The organism is Paenalcaligenes sp. DL 463, assembly GCF_057475185.1.
This window is the reverse complement of record NZ_JBYBKX010000001.1, coordinates 1,880,416-1,894,403: the sequence shown is the minus strand read 5'-3', so window position 1 is coordinate 1,894,403 and position 13,988 is coordinate 1,880,416. Positions and strand designations below refer to the sequence as shown.

Genomic DNA, 13,988 nt, shown 5'->3' with positions numbered 1-13,988 from the left:
GCGAACGGAGAGAGACGTTGTCAGCTCTGCTAAGCAATATTTCTTGATTGATCATGTCTGCTGCTCCATTGCGGCGTTGATTTCACCTCGCAGGGCATCCGCAGACTTCAAATGCCGGCCTCGGTACATTAGCGGCGTGGCACCGTCGAATAGGATCGCGTGAAAGCCGCTAAGGTTGTTCAGTAGCCAGTCCAAGCGCTCCGTATCCCGCTTCCACGCCTGAACCGGTTCAGATAGCAGTACGGTTCGTACCGCCCAAGTTACGCCTCTTTCAAACAAGATTCGGTCGGCGCTATGTGAGCCGTCATCCGCCTCGAACTTATTGAGTTCGTACGCGGCATTAATTTGATCGCCCGTCAAAACCGTTTTATCAGTCATCACTACCTCGTTTATCAATGCCGTAGCCGGTTAAAAACCCAAACACATACGCCACTACGGCTGTGAGTGTGTATAGGCCCATTTGCACATAGAATTCGTTCACCATATCGTCAGCTTCAAGAGCATAAAAACAAGGGCTGGAAAAACCAGCCCAATGATAAGTAGCGCGATGGCGTAGAAGGTTGACGCTTTAACCTTCATATCCGCCGCCCGTTGTCCCATGCTCCTTTAAGGAGAACGTTCGTTGTCACTGTAAATTCGGGTTTGTTTTCCGGATAAAGCAGGGAGGTTCGTTCAAGGTTGATCTTTTCTTGAAGGGTTGGCTTAGCAGGGGGGCGGTTATAAACCGACAGAGAGTCTTTCGATTTCATATGTCTGGCCTTTAAGCGAATTCTGAGAACAGGGTAAAAAATAGGGCAGCTGTAAACGCTATAACTACGGCTGCAGTTGCCCAATGTTTTCTGGTTTTTTATTCATAGTGCTAGATACGTAAACGCGGCGCTGCTCAGCAAAAGGGCGAGCGAAATCGCCACAACAGTTATAAAAAGCTGTGTCATTAAACAAACGTCGGGGGTGGGCTATGATCCTTAACAGTTGGTAATGCTTATAGGGATCAAGATGGATATTAAGAAGCTGCCCTGTTGGGCGAAAATAGCGATAGTTGTCGGCTTAATTGCTTTTATTTTGAACTGGCCAACGTCAAGCTCTGAGTGGGCTGCTTGGGTGCAGGCTTTTGGGTCAATTGGGGCAGTCTTTATCGCTATTTTTGTGATGAACCTTCAGCATAAGAGGGAGCTTGAAAGCAAAAAGTTGGACCTTAAAGCTGAAGGATTCATGCTCATTAACGCGGCAGATGCAATCCAAACAATAGTGGCTGGTTATCACCAAAGTCGCGTTATAAAGCGTGGAGACCCTGAGGATGGCACTGACTATGAGGCGTTATTCCGATCATGGGTGGAGCTTCTGAAAAGGATTGAGTTTACAAAAGGCCCAATAACGGAAGTGGCATTAAATATTTCGGACTTATGCATTCGAATTGATGAGTTATCTACTCTTGAAAAGAGATTTAAGGATAAGTCTGTAAAGACTGGTGATATAGATCGCGAAATTTCATATATTTTTTCTTTTATAGAAAAGTCTAGGATTGCCTTTATTAATTTTTCAGTCAGACACAAGTTAATTGATGAAAATGATTATTCACACGAGCTAACAGGTTCCGCTCTGGAACTAAGAGATTATTATGGAAAAAGGTATAAAAATTACAGTTAATTTGGTCACGAATAGCTGAAGTATTATTACCCATGGCCAGATTTGTGTGAACCATGGGTAGAGGGACGTAAGTACTTAACCCATGCCCAATCAGAGAAAGCGGCCACGGCGATGACCGTCGAAAACATCAACATCTGTTCAAAAATATTCATGGGGAGCCTCATTGGAAGCGCGGTAGGGCAGTTGTCAAGGAAAGCTTGATAACTTAATTGTTAAGGATTACTTGATGGTTGGAGGTGGCGAGTCCAGAGCCTGCCTAACAGGATCAAGCGCTGGTGGTGGTCAGCCACCGCTGGCCTTATGCCTGCCCCCGCTGCTTTCCCGGGGTGGTCATCACATTGATATGGGGCATAGCGAGCTAACCCTCCACTACGTTTCTAGTGGTCAGAATTCCATCACATGAGCGGGCATATCCTCTGGCCTCCCCCTGCCACCAACATTAAACCGAGCGAATATGTGACAATGGTAGTCTTTACCTAAACTTGAGAGATTTCCATGGGAAATAAAATCGTTACTGAAGCCGACCGCAAGCGCACCCCGCCTCCGGCGGCCCCTAAGGGTATGACCCTTGCCACACAGGGTGGCGGCCAACGTGTGAGTAGGGAGCGTGGCGCACATACCCACCACAAGAAAAATCCCGGTAAGCGCCACCGCTAGGTTTAATCTCTGAGGTCAGCTCGCCACCAGCGCATGCCGAGGCAGGGCACTGGTGGTCCGCAGTTGATTGGGTGCCGAGATTCACCCTCGCGGGTCAGGCTCCCGGCGGCCTGTAGTTGGGTGCGTGTCGTGTCACCAGTCGCGAAGCTGCACAGCTCGTCCACACGATGCTGCATTAGCAACGGCATCCGCTTCGATTAACAAGGGCGGTCGAGAACTCCCTACCCAAACCCTTGGTGCCGTTCACGCTTTTTGGCGTTACTAGGCTTGATGGTGGCCGGAGCTGAACTGCCGGCACAGTTGGAACGATTCGCTATTGTTAAGTAGGCCCGCGTTATCCAACGCTTAGGGCATTTCGCCGCACATCAGCCTGTGCATTCACCATCACATAAGCGGGCTGGGCTTGATACCAGCTTCACCAACCTCGTATTTCTCTTCGTCTGGAAACTCGGTAATATTCTCACTACGAAGTGTAAGAATGCCATTCGATTGAATCATTGCTTTTTTTCAGCAAGAGTAGGTCATTCACATCAATTACATAATAGCCAGGCACATCAATCCATCGATGCTCAACATCAACAAAAACAATGTCGTTGTTCTGTATCGCAGGCATCATGCTTTGCCCGATGCCTGTTAACAACTTTATTCGTTGAGGGCTAGAGGTCCCGACTTCTTGCTTGATGAAACTATCGAGTACATCTAGATGATGTATGACAAGTTCACCATCATGGGCTCTTCCCATTCCCATTGATGGCTGGTACGGCAAATGTTCAAGACGAGTGTAACCCTCAGGGGGAGAGACATTTAAGGCGGACGACTTTCCATTCACAACCTTTTTGACGGCTTGATATGAAGCATCAAGCCCATCAGCGAGCTGGCGGACATCCATGCCAGCTTCGTTCATTGCCCATACGAGACGTTCTGAGTATTCAACCATAGTTGAGAATATAAGCTATGTGTTATTAACTATAGTTGCTTTGATGCGTGAGCTATAGTTAAAGGAGTCTATGAAAAAAGAATTTTCAATTCTGCTTATAGGCGGGACGGTGGCCTCAGCAGTAAAAGCCTTGAGTAATTTCCTATCAAGCGGTAAGCAAATGGCCTGCAAGCTTGTCTCCGGCTGTGTCGGAGCGTGTTTGGGCAGCTGTGGCGGTATTGGATCCAGCTGGGTGGCCAGAAAGCTGGAAGCGCATAAGCAACGCAATGGCGTATTCGATCAAGGAGCCCTCCAATACGTGAATAAACAGACTCGCACTCAGGGTTCCTTTCTTCTGCTTTAAACCATGTCGCGATTGCCGCTGAGGCGTGGCGCGTGCGTGCGGAGTGAGTTTAAAGAAACGCAGGGGCAATAGTGCTGCTTCGGGTGTCTCTATATAGAGCTATATCTTTAGCCACTATATTAATAAGGGGAGTGTCTAAAGGCAGGGTATAGTTTTCAAAGGCTGATAGTCGTACACGTTCCCATCGCTCTCCCTTTTTAGTAGGAGAGATCTCATTTGCATACCTTCTTAGAGCCATGCGAAGTGTGAACTCTAAACGTGGGTCTGCCAGGGCTTGTTCTTTAAGTTCTATTTCGCGCTGTGTAGCCCAGAGTACCGCTTCTCTCTTTGTTGAGAAGAGTTGGCTTTCCCTGTGCAGAGGGCTGTTCTTATGCAGGGTGAGTTTTATTTGTGCGCGATAGCCGCGTGGCGTTTTCTGAATACTAGCCATTTATACCTGCCAACATCATTGCCCGTTAGCGTCGCCTTTGCCGTGGGGCATTTCAAGGGGCATTTATGGGGCATAAGGTTTGTAAAAGTTGATGTTAGGCTATCAAATAGTATTCAGAAAACAGAAAAGCCGTTGATTTTAAAGGATTTTGGTCCCATAAAATCAACGGCTTTTAATCTGTGGTGCGAACGGAGAGACTCGAACTCTCACACCTCTCGGCGCCAGAACCTAAATCTGGTGCGTCTACCAATTCCGCCACGTTCGCGTGGTCTAGCAAAGAATAAGATTATAGAAGAGAAATCTAATTTTGCAAAGCTTTTTATCAATAAAATACGAGGAGAATTCGAGTTTTATGAAAAGCTGTTTTTAATCAATCACTTCGGAGCTTTGGGTTGCGACAATGCCTTGCGCTATTAAATCATTGATCTGAGCGTCGCTGAGACCGGCCTCTCTTAACACTTGGCGGCTGTGCTGTCCTAGGGTCGGTGCTTTGCTGTGAATGGCGCCTGGTGTCAGGCTTAGCTTGGGCACGATACCCGGCACTTTAATGGGCGTGCCATCGGCTAGGGTGTCATCTAGGATCATGTCGCGGGCTTGGTAGTGTGGGTCAGCAACGATGTCAGCGATATTGTAGACGCGGCCAGCGGGAACGCGTGCGTCGTGTAATACCGCGAGAACGTCGTCCAGCGCTTTGGTGCTAGCCCAGTCGCCGATCACTCCGTCGATATAGTCGGCGGCTTTGGCACGGCCATCGTTCTCTGCGAAATCGGGGTTGTCGGCCAAGTCGGGTCTACCAATCGATGTCATGAGGCGTTTAAAAATAGCATCGCCATTGCCGGCGATTAAGGCGTACTTGCCATCGGCGCAACGATACGCATTGCTGGGGGTGATGCCCGGTAAGCTACTTCCTGCCGGTTCGCGTATTTCGCCGAAGACAGAATACTCAGGCAGCAAGCTTTCCATCATATTGAATACAGATTCGTACAAAGCCGCATCAATCACTTGTCCTTGTCCTTCGTTGGCGTCGCGATGACGTAATGCCATAAGAATGCCGATTACACCATGCAGTGCAGTCAACGAGTCGCCAATCGAAATGCCTACCCGCACGGGGGGACGATCTGGCTCTCCACTTAAATGACGTAGACCACCCATGGCTTCGCCCACCACGCCAAAGCCAGGCCTGTCTTTATAAGGACCTGTTTGTCCGTATCCTGACACGCGCAACATAATTAGCTTTGGGTTGATGGTGCTTAACACCTCCCAGCCTAAGCCCCAACCTTCGAGGGTGCCGGGGCGAAAGTTTTCGATGAGCACATCACAATCCTCAACAAGCTTCCGAATGATGTCTTGCGCTTCAGGTTGTCGTAAATCAAGCGCGACTGACTTCTTGTTTCGTGATTGGACCTCCCACCAGACCGAGTTATCGGCATGTAACATGCGCCATTTTCGTAGTGGGTCACCACTGGTCGGGCTTTCGACTTTTATGACGTCTGCGCCGAATTCGCCCAGAATTTTTGCGGCGAAGGGACCAGCGATTAACTGTCCTAGTTCTAATACACGTATCCCTTCAAGGGCGTTAACGGGCGGGAGAGGTGATTTCATAATGATAGGATCGACACAAGTTAAACGAATAGCTTAAGTTTACAGGCAGAAGAATCGGGAAATAGTCTGATATAACGGCCAGAAAGCGTAGAAAACCTTTGTTTTGACGAAAAATGACTAGACACAATAGGTCAGCTTGCTATTGAATATAGGGTTATACGGTTATTGTTGCCAAATTTCGGTAAAATGATCGATTATTTTGTTCACTTACTCATTTTAATAGGTCTCTAATGCAGCCCGATGTTGAAATTTTGTCCGGTTTGGAGCGCCGAATCGATTTGGTCGTTTCGGTGGCCGACGTCGAAAAAGAAGTCCAGACACAACTAAAACGTGTGGCGCGCACAGCGAAGATCCAAGGCTTCCGGCCTGGTAAAGCTCCACTTGCCATGATTGAACGTAGTCACGGCCCAGGCATTCGTTACGATGCAATTAATAGCGAATTAGGTAAAGCGCTTGATTCCGCAATTCAAGCAACGGGTTTGCGCGTAGCTGGTTCGCCTAACGTGGAAGGCAAAGAGGGCGAAGCAGACGAGGGCACCATGGCCTTTACTGCAACCTTCGAGGTTTATCCCGAAATTACGCTTCCTGACCTCAGCGCACTGGATATTACACGTAGTGCATGTCAAGTCGGTGACGATGAAGTGCAAAGCACCGTTGATATTTTGCGTAAGCAGCGTGCGCAATATGAAGCACGTGAAGGCCGCGCAGCCTCGGAAGGCGATCGCGTTACGCTCGACTTTAAAGGCACAATCGACGACGTCGCGTTTGATGGTGGCTCAGCAGAAGGCTTCTCCTTTGTATTAGGCGAAGGTCGCATGTTGCCAGAGTTCGAAGAAGCCGTAACGGGCATGAAAGCTGGCGAAGAGAAAACCTTCCCACTTGAGTTCCCAGCAGATTACGGTGGCGCTGAGGTTGCTGGTAAAACAGCTCAGTTCGCCATCACAGTGACTGAAGTTGCTGAGGCGGTACTCCCCGAACTTAACGACGAATTTGCGACTTCACTTGGCCAAGAAGAAGGTAATGTTGAAGCGTTACTAGCAGATATCCGCGTCAATATCGAGCGTGAGGTGAAAGCCCGCGTATTGGCTCGCACCAAAGGCAGCGTGATGGAAGCTCTTCTCGCGGCTAGCGAATTTGACCTTCCTAAAGCGTTGGTCGATAGCGAAATTCAAAATCGTATTGCCGCAGCGCGCGAAGAGCTGAAATCTCGTGGCTTACCCGATGCCGATAAGATGCCTATTCCAGAAGATACCTTCCGTGAAGAGTCTGAGCGTCGTGTGCGTTTGGGTCTGCTACTATCAGAGTTGGTGAAATCTGCAGAGTTGCAGGCCAAGCCAGAGCAAGTTCGCGCTCGTATTGAAGAGTTCGCTCAAAATTACGAACAGCCCGCTCAAGTTGTAACTTATTATCTATCCGACCGCGAACGTCGTGGAGAGATTGAGGCGATTGTGCTCGAAGATAACGTGGTTGAGCATGTGTTGTCGCAGGCTAAGGTTACAGACGAAGAGGTGGCGTTCGACCAAATTATGGGAACAAACTAATGTCGTCTCGTTTTATCGATTTCTATGCATCAATGCATGGAGGCCAGTCGGTTACACCCAGTGGTTTAGGTTATATACCAATGGTGGTAGAGCAATCGGGTCGGGGTGAAAGGTCTTATGACATCTATTCCCGTCTCCTGCGTGAGCGTTTGATCTTTTTGGTTGGTCCGGTGAACGATCATTCGGCTAACTTAATTGTTGCGCAGTTGTTGTTCTTAGAGTCCGAGAATCCTGATAAAGATTTATCACTCTACATCAATTCACCGGGCGGCTCTGTTTACGCAGGTATGGCAATTTACGACACCATGCAGTTCGTCAAACCCGAGGTATCCACCTTATGTACGGGTATGGCAGCTAGCATGGGGGCGTTTTTGTTAGCGGCGGGTAAAAAAGGTAAGCGTTACGCATTACCCAACTCGCGCATCATGATTCATCAGCCTTCAGGCGGCGCTCAAGGGCAAGCATCTGACATCGAAATTCAGGCCAGAGAAATCCTGAGTTTACGTGAAAGACTCAATGATATTTTGGCTCGTAATACGGGACAAAGCATTGAGCAGATTGCACTGGATACCGAGCGAGACCGTTTCTTAGCTGCTGATGAAGCCGTAACCTACGGCCTTATCGATAAGGTATTTACTCATCGTTCTGACGACGAGTAAGCGACACCACCAGACTGCTAGCAGTCTGGTGGTATTCTGTTGTTTCAGCCTTAAGCGTTCACACGCTTGTTCACCGAATTTCATATAGATCAATATGTCCGATAAAAACTCGGCCGACGACAAAGCTCTGCATTGTTCATTTTGTAACAAAAGTCAGCATGAAGTCGGCAAACTGATCGCTGGCCCGGGGTCGGTGTTTATTTGCGATGAATGCATTGGCCTGTGCAACGACATCATTCATGAAGAGTCGCAAGAAAGCGCCAAAGCAGCCGTAAAAACTGAACTACCTAAACCTCAGGAAATTAAAGAGTTTCTTGATCAATATGTGATTGGTCAGAATGCTCCTAAGCGGAATTTGGCGGTTGCGGTATATAACCATTACAAGCGTATTCGTTATTCAGACGTTACGAGTGATGGGGTCGAGCTCGCCAAAAGTAATATTCTCCTAATCGGACCTACAGGCTCAGGTAAAACCTTATTAGCCCAAACCTTAGCTCGCATGCTTAATGTGCCGTTTGTGATGGCCGATGCCACCACATTAACGGAAGCCGGTTATGTGGGGGAAGATGTTGAGAACATTGTCCAGAAGCTATTGCAAGCTTGCGATTACGACGTAGAAAAAGCACAAACAGCGATTATCTATATCGACGAAATCGATAAGATCTCACGTAAAACTGATAATCCTTCCATTACACGTGATGTGTCCGGTGAAGGCGTGCAGCAGGCCTTGCTTAAGCTGATTGAAGGCACCGTCGCTTCTGTACCGCCCCAAGGTGGACGTAAGCACCCTAATCAAGATTTCGTTCAAGTCGACACCACCAACATTCTGTTTGTCGTGGGCGGCGCGTTTGACGGACTTGAGAAAGTCATTCGTGATAGAACTGAAAAATCCGGCATTGGTTTCTCTGCGTCGGTAAAAGCCAGTTCCGAGCGTGGCGTGGGTGAGCTTTTTGCAGAAGTCGAGCCTCAAGACCTTATTAAGTTTGGCTTAATTCCAGAGCTGGTCGGGCGTTTGCCAGTAGTGGCCACGCTAGAAGAGCTACACGAAGACTCCTTAGTCAAGATTCTTACCGAGCCTCGTAACGCGCTTATCAAGCAATTTCAGCAATTGTTTGCCATGGAAGATGTCGAGCTTGATGTGCAAGACGAGGCCTTACATGCCGTGGCTAAAGCCGCGATTCAACGTCGTACCGGAGCACGTGGATTGCGCTCGATTGTAGAACAAGCCTTGCTTGATACGATGTATGAACTGCCGTCACGTGCAGATGTGGCAAAAGTGGTACTTACCGCTGACGCGATCACTGGGGCAGCAAAGCCTGAACTTGTGTTACGTAGCGAAAAAGATCAAGAAAATACAGATAACGATTCAGATCGACCTCCACTTAAGAATGCGGTTGCTTAATATAGCTCGCTCTTTTCCACGCTGAGTCCTAAATCTCTTATTGTGCCGGCTCTTGAAATATCAAATAACGTCACAATGTGTAGAGGTGAAGGTCATCGACGAGGGGAAGCCTAACGCTTCCCCTTTAGATGTCAGGCTTAATTAAAGGAAATTACTATGTCTGCGAGCCAGATTCTATCGACGGAACCCATGGACCTGCCGCTACTGCCGTTGCGCGATGTGGTGGTGTTTCCGCACATGGTGATTCCGCTATTTGTCGGTCGCCCACGCTCAATTAAAGCGCTAGAGCTGGCCATGGAAAATGGCAACAGCATCTTACTTGTTGCGCAAAAAACGGCGAGCAAAGACGAGCCCACTCCCGATGATATGTATGACATCGGGTGTGCCGCTACGATACTGCAAATGCTAAAGCTGCCTGATGGCACCGTAAAAGTATTAGTAGAAGGCGTGCAGCGAGCACGTATTCAATCGATCAACGACGTTGAAACCCATTTTATGGCTACCGCTGTGGCAGCCGATAATGTTGACGCTTCCAGTGCCGAGCACGAAGCTTTGCGTCGCGCTGTGCTTGCCCAATTCGAGCAGTATGTGAAGTTGAATAAAAAGCTGCCTCAGGAAATTCTGACCTCCCTTTCCGGCATTGACGAGCCTGGACGCTTGGCTGATACCGTTTCGGCACATCTCACGCTTAAACTCGAGCAAAAGCAAGCCATGCTTGAGTCCACAGATATTGGCGAGCGTTTAGAGGCGTTGCTGGCTCAGCTAGAGTCTGAAATCGACATTTTACAGGTCGAGAAGCGCATCCGTGGCCGTGTCAAAAAGCAAATGGAGAAAAGTCAGCGCGATTACTATTTGAATGAGCAAGTGAAGGCCATTCAGAAAGAGTTAGGCGAAGGCGAAGAGGGCGCTGACATTGAAGAGCTTGAAAAGCGCATTGAAGAAGCGAAGCTGCCTAAAGACGCGCAGAAAAAAGCCGAGGCTGAGCTTAAAAAGCTAAAAATGATGTCGCCTATGTCTGCCGAGGCAACGGTGGTGCGTAATTACATAGACACGCTGTTAAGCATGCCTTGGCGCAAGAAAAGCCGTATCAATCACTCGCTGGGTAATGCCCAAACTGTGCTTGACGATGATCATTTTGGTTTGGAAAAAGTAAAAGATCGCATTGTTGAATACCTTGCGGTGCAGCAGCGCGTAAGCAAACTTAAGACACCTATTCTTTGCCTGGTGGGCCCACCAGGTGTGGGTAAAACCTCATTGGGGCAGTCTATTGCTCGCGCAACGAATCGGAAATATGTGCGCATGGCACTGGGTGGTGTACGTGACGAGGCCGAAATTCGCGGTCATCGCCGAACTTATATCGGTTCAATGCCCGGTAAGATTCTGCAAAACATGTCGAAGGTCGGTGTTCGTAACCCCTTATTCTTGTTAGACGAAATTGATAAGATGGGCTCGGATTTCCGTGGAGACCCATCATCAGCATTGCTAGAAGTGCTTGATCCTGAGCAGAACCACACGTTCCAAGATCACTATCTGGAAGTTGATTTTGATCTGTCTGATGTCATGTTCGTTGCGACCAGTAATACGCTGAATATTCCGCCGGCCCTGTTGGACCGTATGGAAGTGATTCGCTTGTCGGGTTACACCGAAGACGAAAAAGTGCGTATCGCTTTTGATCACCTTATTCCTAAGTTAATCAAGAATAATGGTGTTAAAGAGGGCGAACTGGAGATCCATGAAGACGCCGTGCGTGACATCGTGCGTTATTACACTCGAGAGGCTGGTGTTCGTTCGCTTGAGCGCGAGTTGGGTAAAGTGTGCCGTAAGGTAGTACGCAAATTCTTAGAGTTGAATCCTAACCCTCGGGCTAAGGTTCAAACTAAGGTAGAACCTGTGATTGTTTCCGCCGATAACTTGGCTGATTTTCTTGGTGTGCGCCGCTTCACATACGGCATGGCCGAGAAAGAGAACAAAGTGGGACAGGTAACGGGTTTAGCGTGGACCGAAGTGGGTGGCGATTTACTTACCATTGAAGTGGCTGATATGCCGGGTAAAGGTGTTATACAGCGCACAGGTTCGATTGGTGACGTCATGAAAGAGTCCGTGGAAGCGGCTCGTACCGTGGTCAGATCCCGAGCCCAACAATGGGGTATTCCGAACACTGTCTTTGAGAAACGGGATATTCACGTACACTTCCCAGACGGTGCCACGCCTAAAGATGGTCCGTCTGCAGGTATTGCGATTACCACGGCTATCGTGTCGTCACTTAGCGGTATTCCTATCCGATCGGATGTTGCCATGACGGGTGAAATTACCCTACGTGGTGAAGTCCTTGAGATTGGTGGCTTGAAAGAAAAGCTATTAGCAGCATTACGTGGTGGCATTAAAACCGTATTAATTCCCGAAACGAACGTGAAAGATCTGGTGGAGATTCCAGATAACGTGAAGAATGAATTGGAAATTATTCCGGTGCGTTGGATTGATCGTGTTTTGGAAGTGGCCTTGGAAAAGATGCCGACCCCTTTAAGTGATGAAGAGGTAGAGCGCTTAGCGGCAGAGGCATTGGCAGCTTCGAAGGCTACCGACAGTAGCTCGGGTGGTTTAACGAAGCATTAATCCATGCTTTGTTGAACATGCACGAAAAACAGCCCCATCATTTTTTTTGATGGGGCTGTTTTTTATCGGCTACCTTAGCGTGTAGGCGCTTCGTTCTGTCTACTGTAGTGGGGCTGTACGAATTAGGCCCACGGCGATGCCTTCTAGTGAGAACTCGTCGCTGGGGTCAATGGTAATGGGTTGAAAATCTGGATTTTCAGGTAGCAAGGTAACCGTATTATTTTTTAATTGCAGGCGTTTGACGGTCACGTCATCACCAATACGTGCTACGACGACTTGCCCATTACGTGCGTCAGATGTTTTCTTAACGGCCAGTAAATCGCCCTCGAGAATACCAATATCACGCATACTAAGGCCTCGAACCCTAAGAAGGTAATCAGGCGTTTGACTAAAAAGACTGGTTTCTACTCCGATTTCGCGTTCGATGTGCTCGGCCGCTAAGATAGGGCTACCCGCCGCGACGTGACCAATAATCGGAAGTTGCAGTGCGCTGAGTATGGAGCCTAGTGGAGAGGTCTCGTTAAGACCATGGTTATCGTTATCAAGTAATCGGATACCACGAGAGGCGCCAGCGGTAAGCTCGATAGCACCCTTGCGCGCTAACGCTTTCAGGTGGTCTTCTGCGGCATTGGCAGATTTGAAGCCTAAGGTTTTAGCAATTTCTGCGCGCGTTGGCGGGAATCCGGTACGATGGATTTCGTTGCGGATAATATCTAAGACTTGTTGCTGCCGAAGAGTGAGTTTGACTGCCATGATGTTGCGCTGTTTATTTATACAGCTTTGATTCTGCGGCATATCACGATAAAGATCAAGTTTTTACCGTTTTTTGGGTGTCTTCAGTAAAAAAAGCCTGAGGCTTGGGAAAGCATCAGGCTCGTTATGAGTACCGAATGGACGTTTTTTACAGCACGGCGGCGATGGCCTTTACCACGTCATCAATATTATGGCTGTTCAGGGCGGATACACAGATACGACCTGTGCTTACCGCATAGATGCCATGTTCGTCGCGTAGACGGTCTACCTGTGCTGCAGTAAGCCCAGAGTAAGAGAACATACCGCGCTGTTGTAAGACAAAGTCAAAATTTTGGGTGACACCAAGGTCTTTCAGTTTTTGCACAAATTGTGACCGCATGTCGCGTATGCGAAGACGCATTTCTGAAAGCTCTGATTCCCATGCCTTAAAGAGTTCGGGCTCGTTTAATACGGTGGCAATCACCTTACCGCCATGCGTCGGAGGGTTAGAGTAGTTTGTGCGAATCACGCGCTTAACTTGGCTGAGCACTCGGGTTGATTCGTCAGGGCTTGCCGTGACGAGAGTCAGTGCGCCCACACGTTCTCCGTAGAGAGAGAAGGATTTAGAAAAGGACGAGCTGATGAAAAGGTTGATGCCTCGGCTAGCTAACATGCGCACTACCGCGGCATCGCCTTCTAAGTTTTCGCCGAAGCCTTGGTAAGCAATATCCAAAAAGGGAACCAGCTTGCACTCTTGGATGACGTCAGCAATTTCTTCCCATTGTGCAGCAGTGGGATCAACGCCAGTTGGGTTATGGCAGCACGCGTGTAAGATGACGATAGTTTGGGCCGGCAGGGCGCGCAACGAGGCGAGCATGCCCTCGAAGTCTAAGCTATGAGAGGCTGGGTCGTAGTAGTTGTAGTTAACCACCTCGAAGCCAGCGCGTTCAAATAAGGCGCGGTGATTCTCCCAGCTGGGGCTGCTGATAGCGACTTTAGACTGAGGCAATAATTGTTTTAGAAAGTCGGCTCCGATTTTTAACGCCCCGGTTCCGCCAAGTGTTTGTACGGTGACCGCGCGTCCTTCTGCGATAATAGGTGAGTCGTTGCCCAGTAATAAACGTTGAGCGCCTTTGTTATAGTCGGTGATCCCTTCTATGGGTAGGTACGCACGGGCTAACGAGGCTGCTGCTAATGCATCTTCGGCTTGATGTACTGCTTTGAGTAAGGGTAACTTGCCTTCGTCATCGTAATAAACACCGACCCCTAGATTCACTTTCGACGGTCTCGTGTCTGCGTTGTACTGTTCATTTAGACCTAGAATGGGGTCGCGAGGAGCTTGTTCTACAGAGACGAAAAGTGAAGTCATAGTTACGTTGAAAGCGTTGAGTTAATTGATACAAAAACACAAAATATTAATGTGAT

At 48.6% G+C, this 13,988-nt stretch carries 14 protein-coding genes and 1 tRNA gene; 7 read left to right on the top strand and 8 right to left on the bottom strand.

Translation table 11 applies throughout. The features are described 5' to 3' along the window. Window positions 1-51: 51 nt before the first annotated feature. The gene (locus tag AC2UZI_RS09085; protein WP_486943484.1) at window positions 52-378 is read right to left on the bottom strand and encodes a hypothetical protein; all 327 of its coding nucleotides are present in this window, start codon (window positions 376-378) and stop codon (window positions 52-54) included. A 618-nt stretch (window positions 379-996) separates the two neighbouring features. On the opposite strand from AC2UZI_RS09085, the gene AC2UZI_RS09080 reads away from it, so the two are divergent. Further along, on the top strand, window positions 997-1,647 hold the full coding sequence (locus AC2UZI_RS09080) for a hypothetical protein (RefSeq protein WP_486943483.1): 651 nt from the start codon (window positions 997-999) through the stop codon (window positions 1,645-1,647). Between the two features lie 26 nt (window positions 1,648-1,673). On the opposite strand, the gene AC2UZI_RS09075 is transcribed toward AC2UZI_RS09080, so the two are convergent. Then, window positions 1,674-1,799, bottom strand: a complete 126-nt coding sequence (locus AC2UZI_RS09075; protein ID WP_486943482.1) for a hypothetical protein — start codon at window positions 1,797-1,799, stop codon at window positions 1,674-1,676. A gap of 343 nt (window positions 1,800-2,142) precedes the next feature. Here AC2UZI_RS09075 and AC2UZI_RS09070 point away from each other — a divergent pair, with 343 nt between their 5' ends. After that, a complete protein-coding gene (locus AC2UZI_RS09070) occupies window positions 2,143-2,304 on the top strand; it encodes a hypothetical protein (RefSeq protein WP_486943481.1) in 162 nt (53 codons plus the stop codon). Window positions 2,305-2,767: 463 nt separating this feature from the next. Here AC2UZI_RS09070 and AC2UZI_RS09065 read toward each other — a convergent pair whose 3' ends face one another. Next, window positions 2,768-3,208 carry a S24 family peptidase gene (locus AC2UZI_RS09065; protein WP_486943480.1) on the bottom strand — a complete coding sequence of 147 codons (441 nt, stop codon included), beginning with the start codon at window positions 3,206-3,208 and terminating at the stop codon, window positions 2,768-2,770. A gap of 103 nt (window positions 3,209-3,311) precedes the next feature. On the opposite strand from AC2UZI_RS09065, the gene AC2UZI_RS09060 reads away from it, so the two are divergent. After that, entirely contained in the window at window positions 3,312-3,584 is a 273-nt protein-coding gene (locus AC2UZI_RS09060; protein ID WP_486943479.1) for a hypothetical protein, read from the top strand. A 49-nt stretch (window positions 3,585-3,633) separates the two neighbouring features. Here AC2UZI_RS09060 and AC2UZI_RS09055 read toward each other — a convergent pair whose 3' ends face one another. The 3 genes from AC2UZI_RS09055 to AC2UZI_RS09045 all read right to left on the bottom strand — a co-directional run bounded on the left by AC2UZI_RS09055 (window position 3,634) and on the right by AC2UZI_RS09045 (window position 5,616). Continuing rightward, a complete protein-coding gene (locus AC2UZI_RS09055; protein ID WP_486943478.1) occupies window positions 3,634-4,014 on the bottom strand; it encodes a hypothetical protein in 381 nt (126 codons plus the stop codon). A gap of 180 nt (window positions 4,015-4,194) precedes the next feature. Next, window positions 4,195-4,279: transfer RNA gene (locus tag AC2UZI_RS09050), tRNA-Leu, on the bottom strand. A gap of 101 nt (window positions 4,280-4,380) precedes the next feature. After that, window positions 4,381-5,616, bottom strand: a complete 1,236-nt coding sequence (locus AC2UZI_RS09045) for a CaiB/BaiF CoA transferase family protein (RefSeq protein ID WP_486943477.1) — start codon at window positions 5,614-5,616, stop codon at window positions 4,381-4,383. A gap of 230 nt (window positions 5,617-5,846) precedes the next feature. Here AC2UZI_RS09045 and tig point away from each other — a divergent pair, with 230 nt between their 5' ends. The 4 genes from tig to lon all read left to right on the top strand — a co-directional run bounded on the left by tig (window position 5,847) and on the right by lon (window position 11,831). Beyond that, window positions 5,847-7,157 (top strand): trigger factor, encoded by a 1,311-nt coding sequence (gene tig, locus AC2UZI_RS09040; RefSeq protein WP_486943476.1) that lies wholly within the window; start codon window positions 5,847-5,849, stop codon window positions 7,155-7,157. Next, window positions 7,157-7,816: an ATP-dependent Clp endopeptidase proteolytic subunit ClpP gene (clpP, locus tag AC2UZI_RS09035; RefSeq protein WP_486943475.1), complete on the top strand. Its 660-nt coding sequence runs from the start codon at window positions 7,157-7,159 to the stop codon at window positions 7,814-7,816. The genes tig and clpP overlap by 1 nt, the downstream gene beginning before the upstream one ends. A 94-nt stretch (window positions 7,817-7,910) precedes the next feature. Continuing rightward, on the top strand, window positions 7,911-9,218 hold the full coding sequence (gene clpX / locus AC2UZI_RS09030) for an ATP-dependent Clp protease ATP-binding subunit ClpX (RefSeq protein ID WP_486943474.1): 1,308 nt from the start codon (window positions 7,911-7,913) through the stop codon (window positions 9,216-9,218). A gap of 156 nt (window positions 9,219-9,374) precedes the next feature. Then, window positions 9,375-11,831: an endopeptidase La gene (gene lon / locus AC2UZI_RS09025; protein WP_486943473.1), complete on the top strand. Its 2,457-nt coding sequence runs from the start codon at window positions 9,375-9,377 to the stop codon at window positions 11,829-11,831. 99 nt (window positions 11,832-11,930) lie between these two features. On the opposite strand, the gene lexA is transcribed toward lon, so the two are convergent. Beyond that, complete coding sequence (gene lexA, locus AC2UZI_RS09020; protein ID WP_486943472.1) at window positions 11,931-12,584, bottom strand: transcriptional repressor LexA; 654 nt, start codon at window positions 12,582-12,584, stop codon at window positions 11,931-11,933. Between the two features lie 148 nt (window positions 12,585-12,732). After that, window positions 12,733-13,932 carry an amino acid aminotransferase gene (locus tag AC2UZI_RS09015; RefSeq protein ID WP_486943471.1) on the bottom strand — a complete coding sequence of 400 codons (1,200 nt, stop codon included), beginning with the start codon at window positions 13,930-13,932 and terminating at the stop codon, window positions 12,733-12,735. Window positions 13,933-13,988 lie beyond the last annotated feature (56 nt).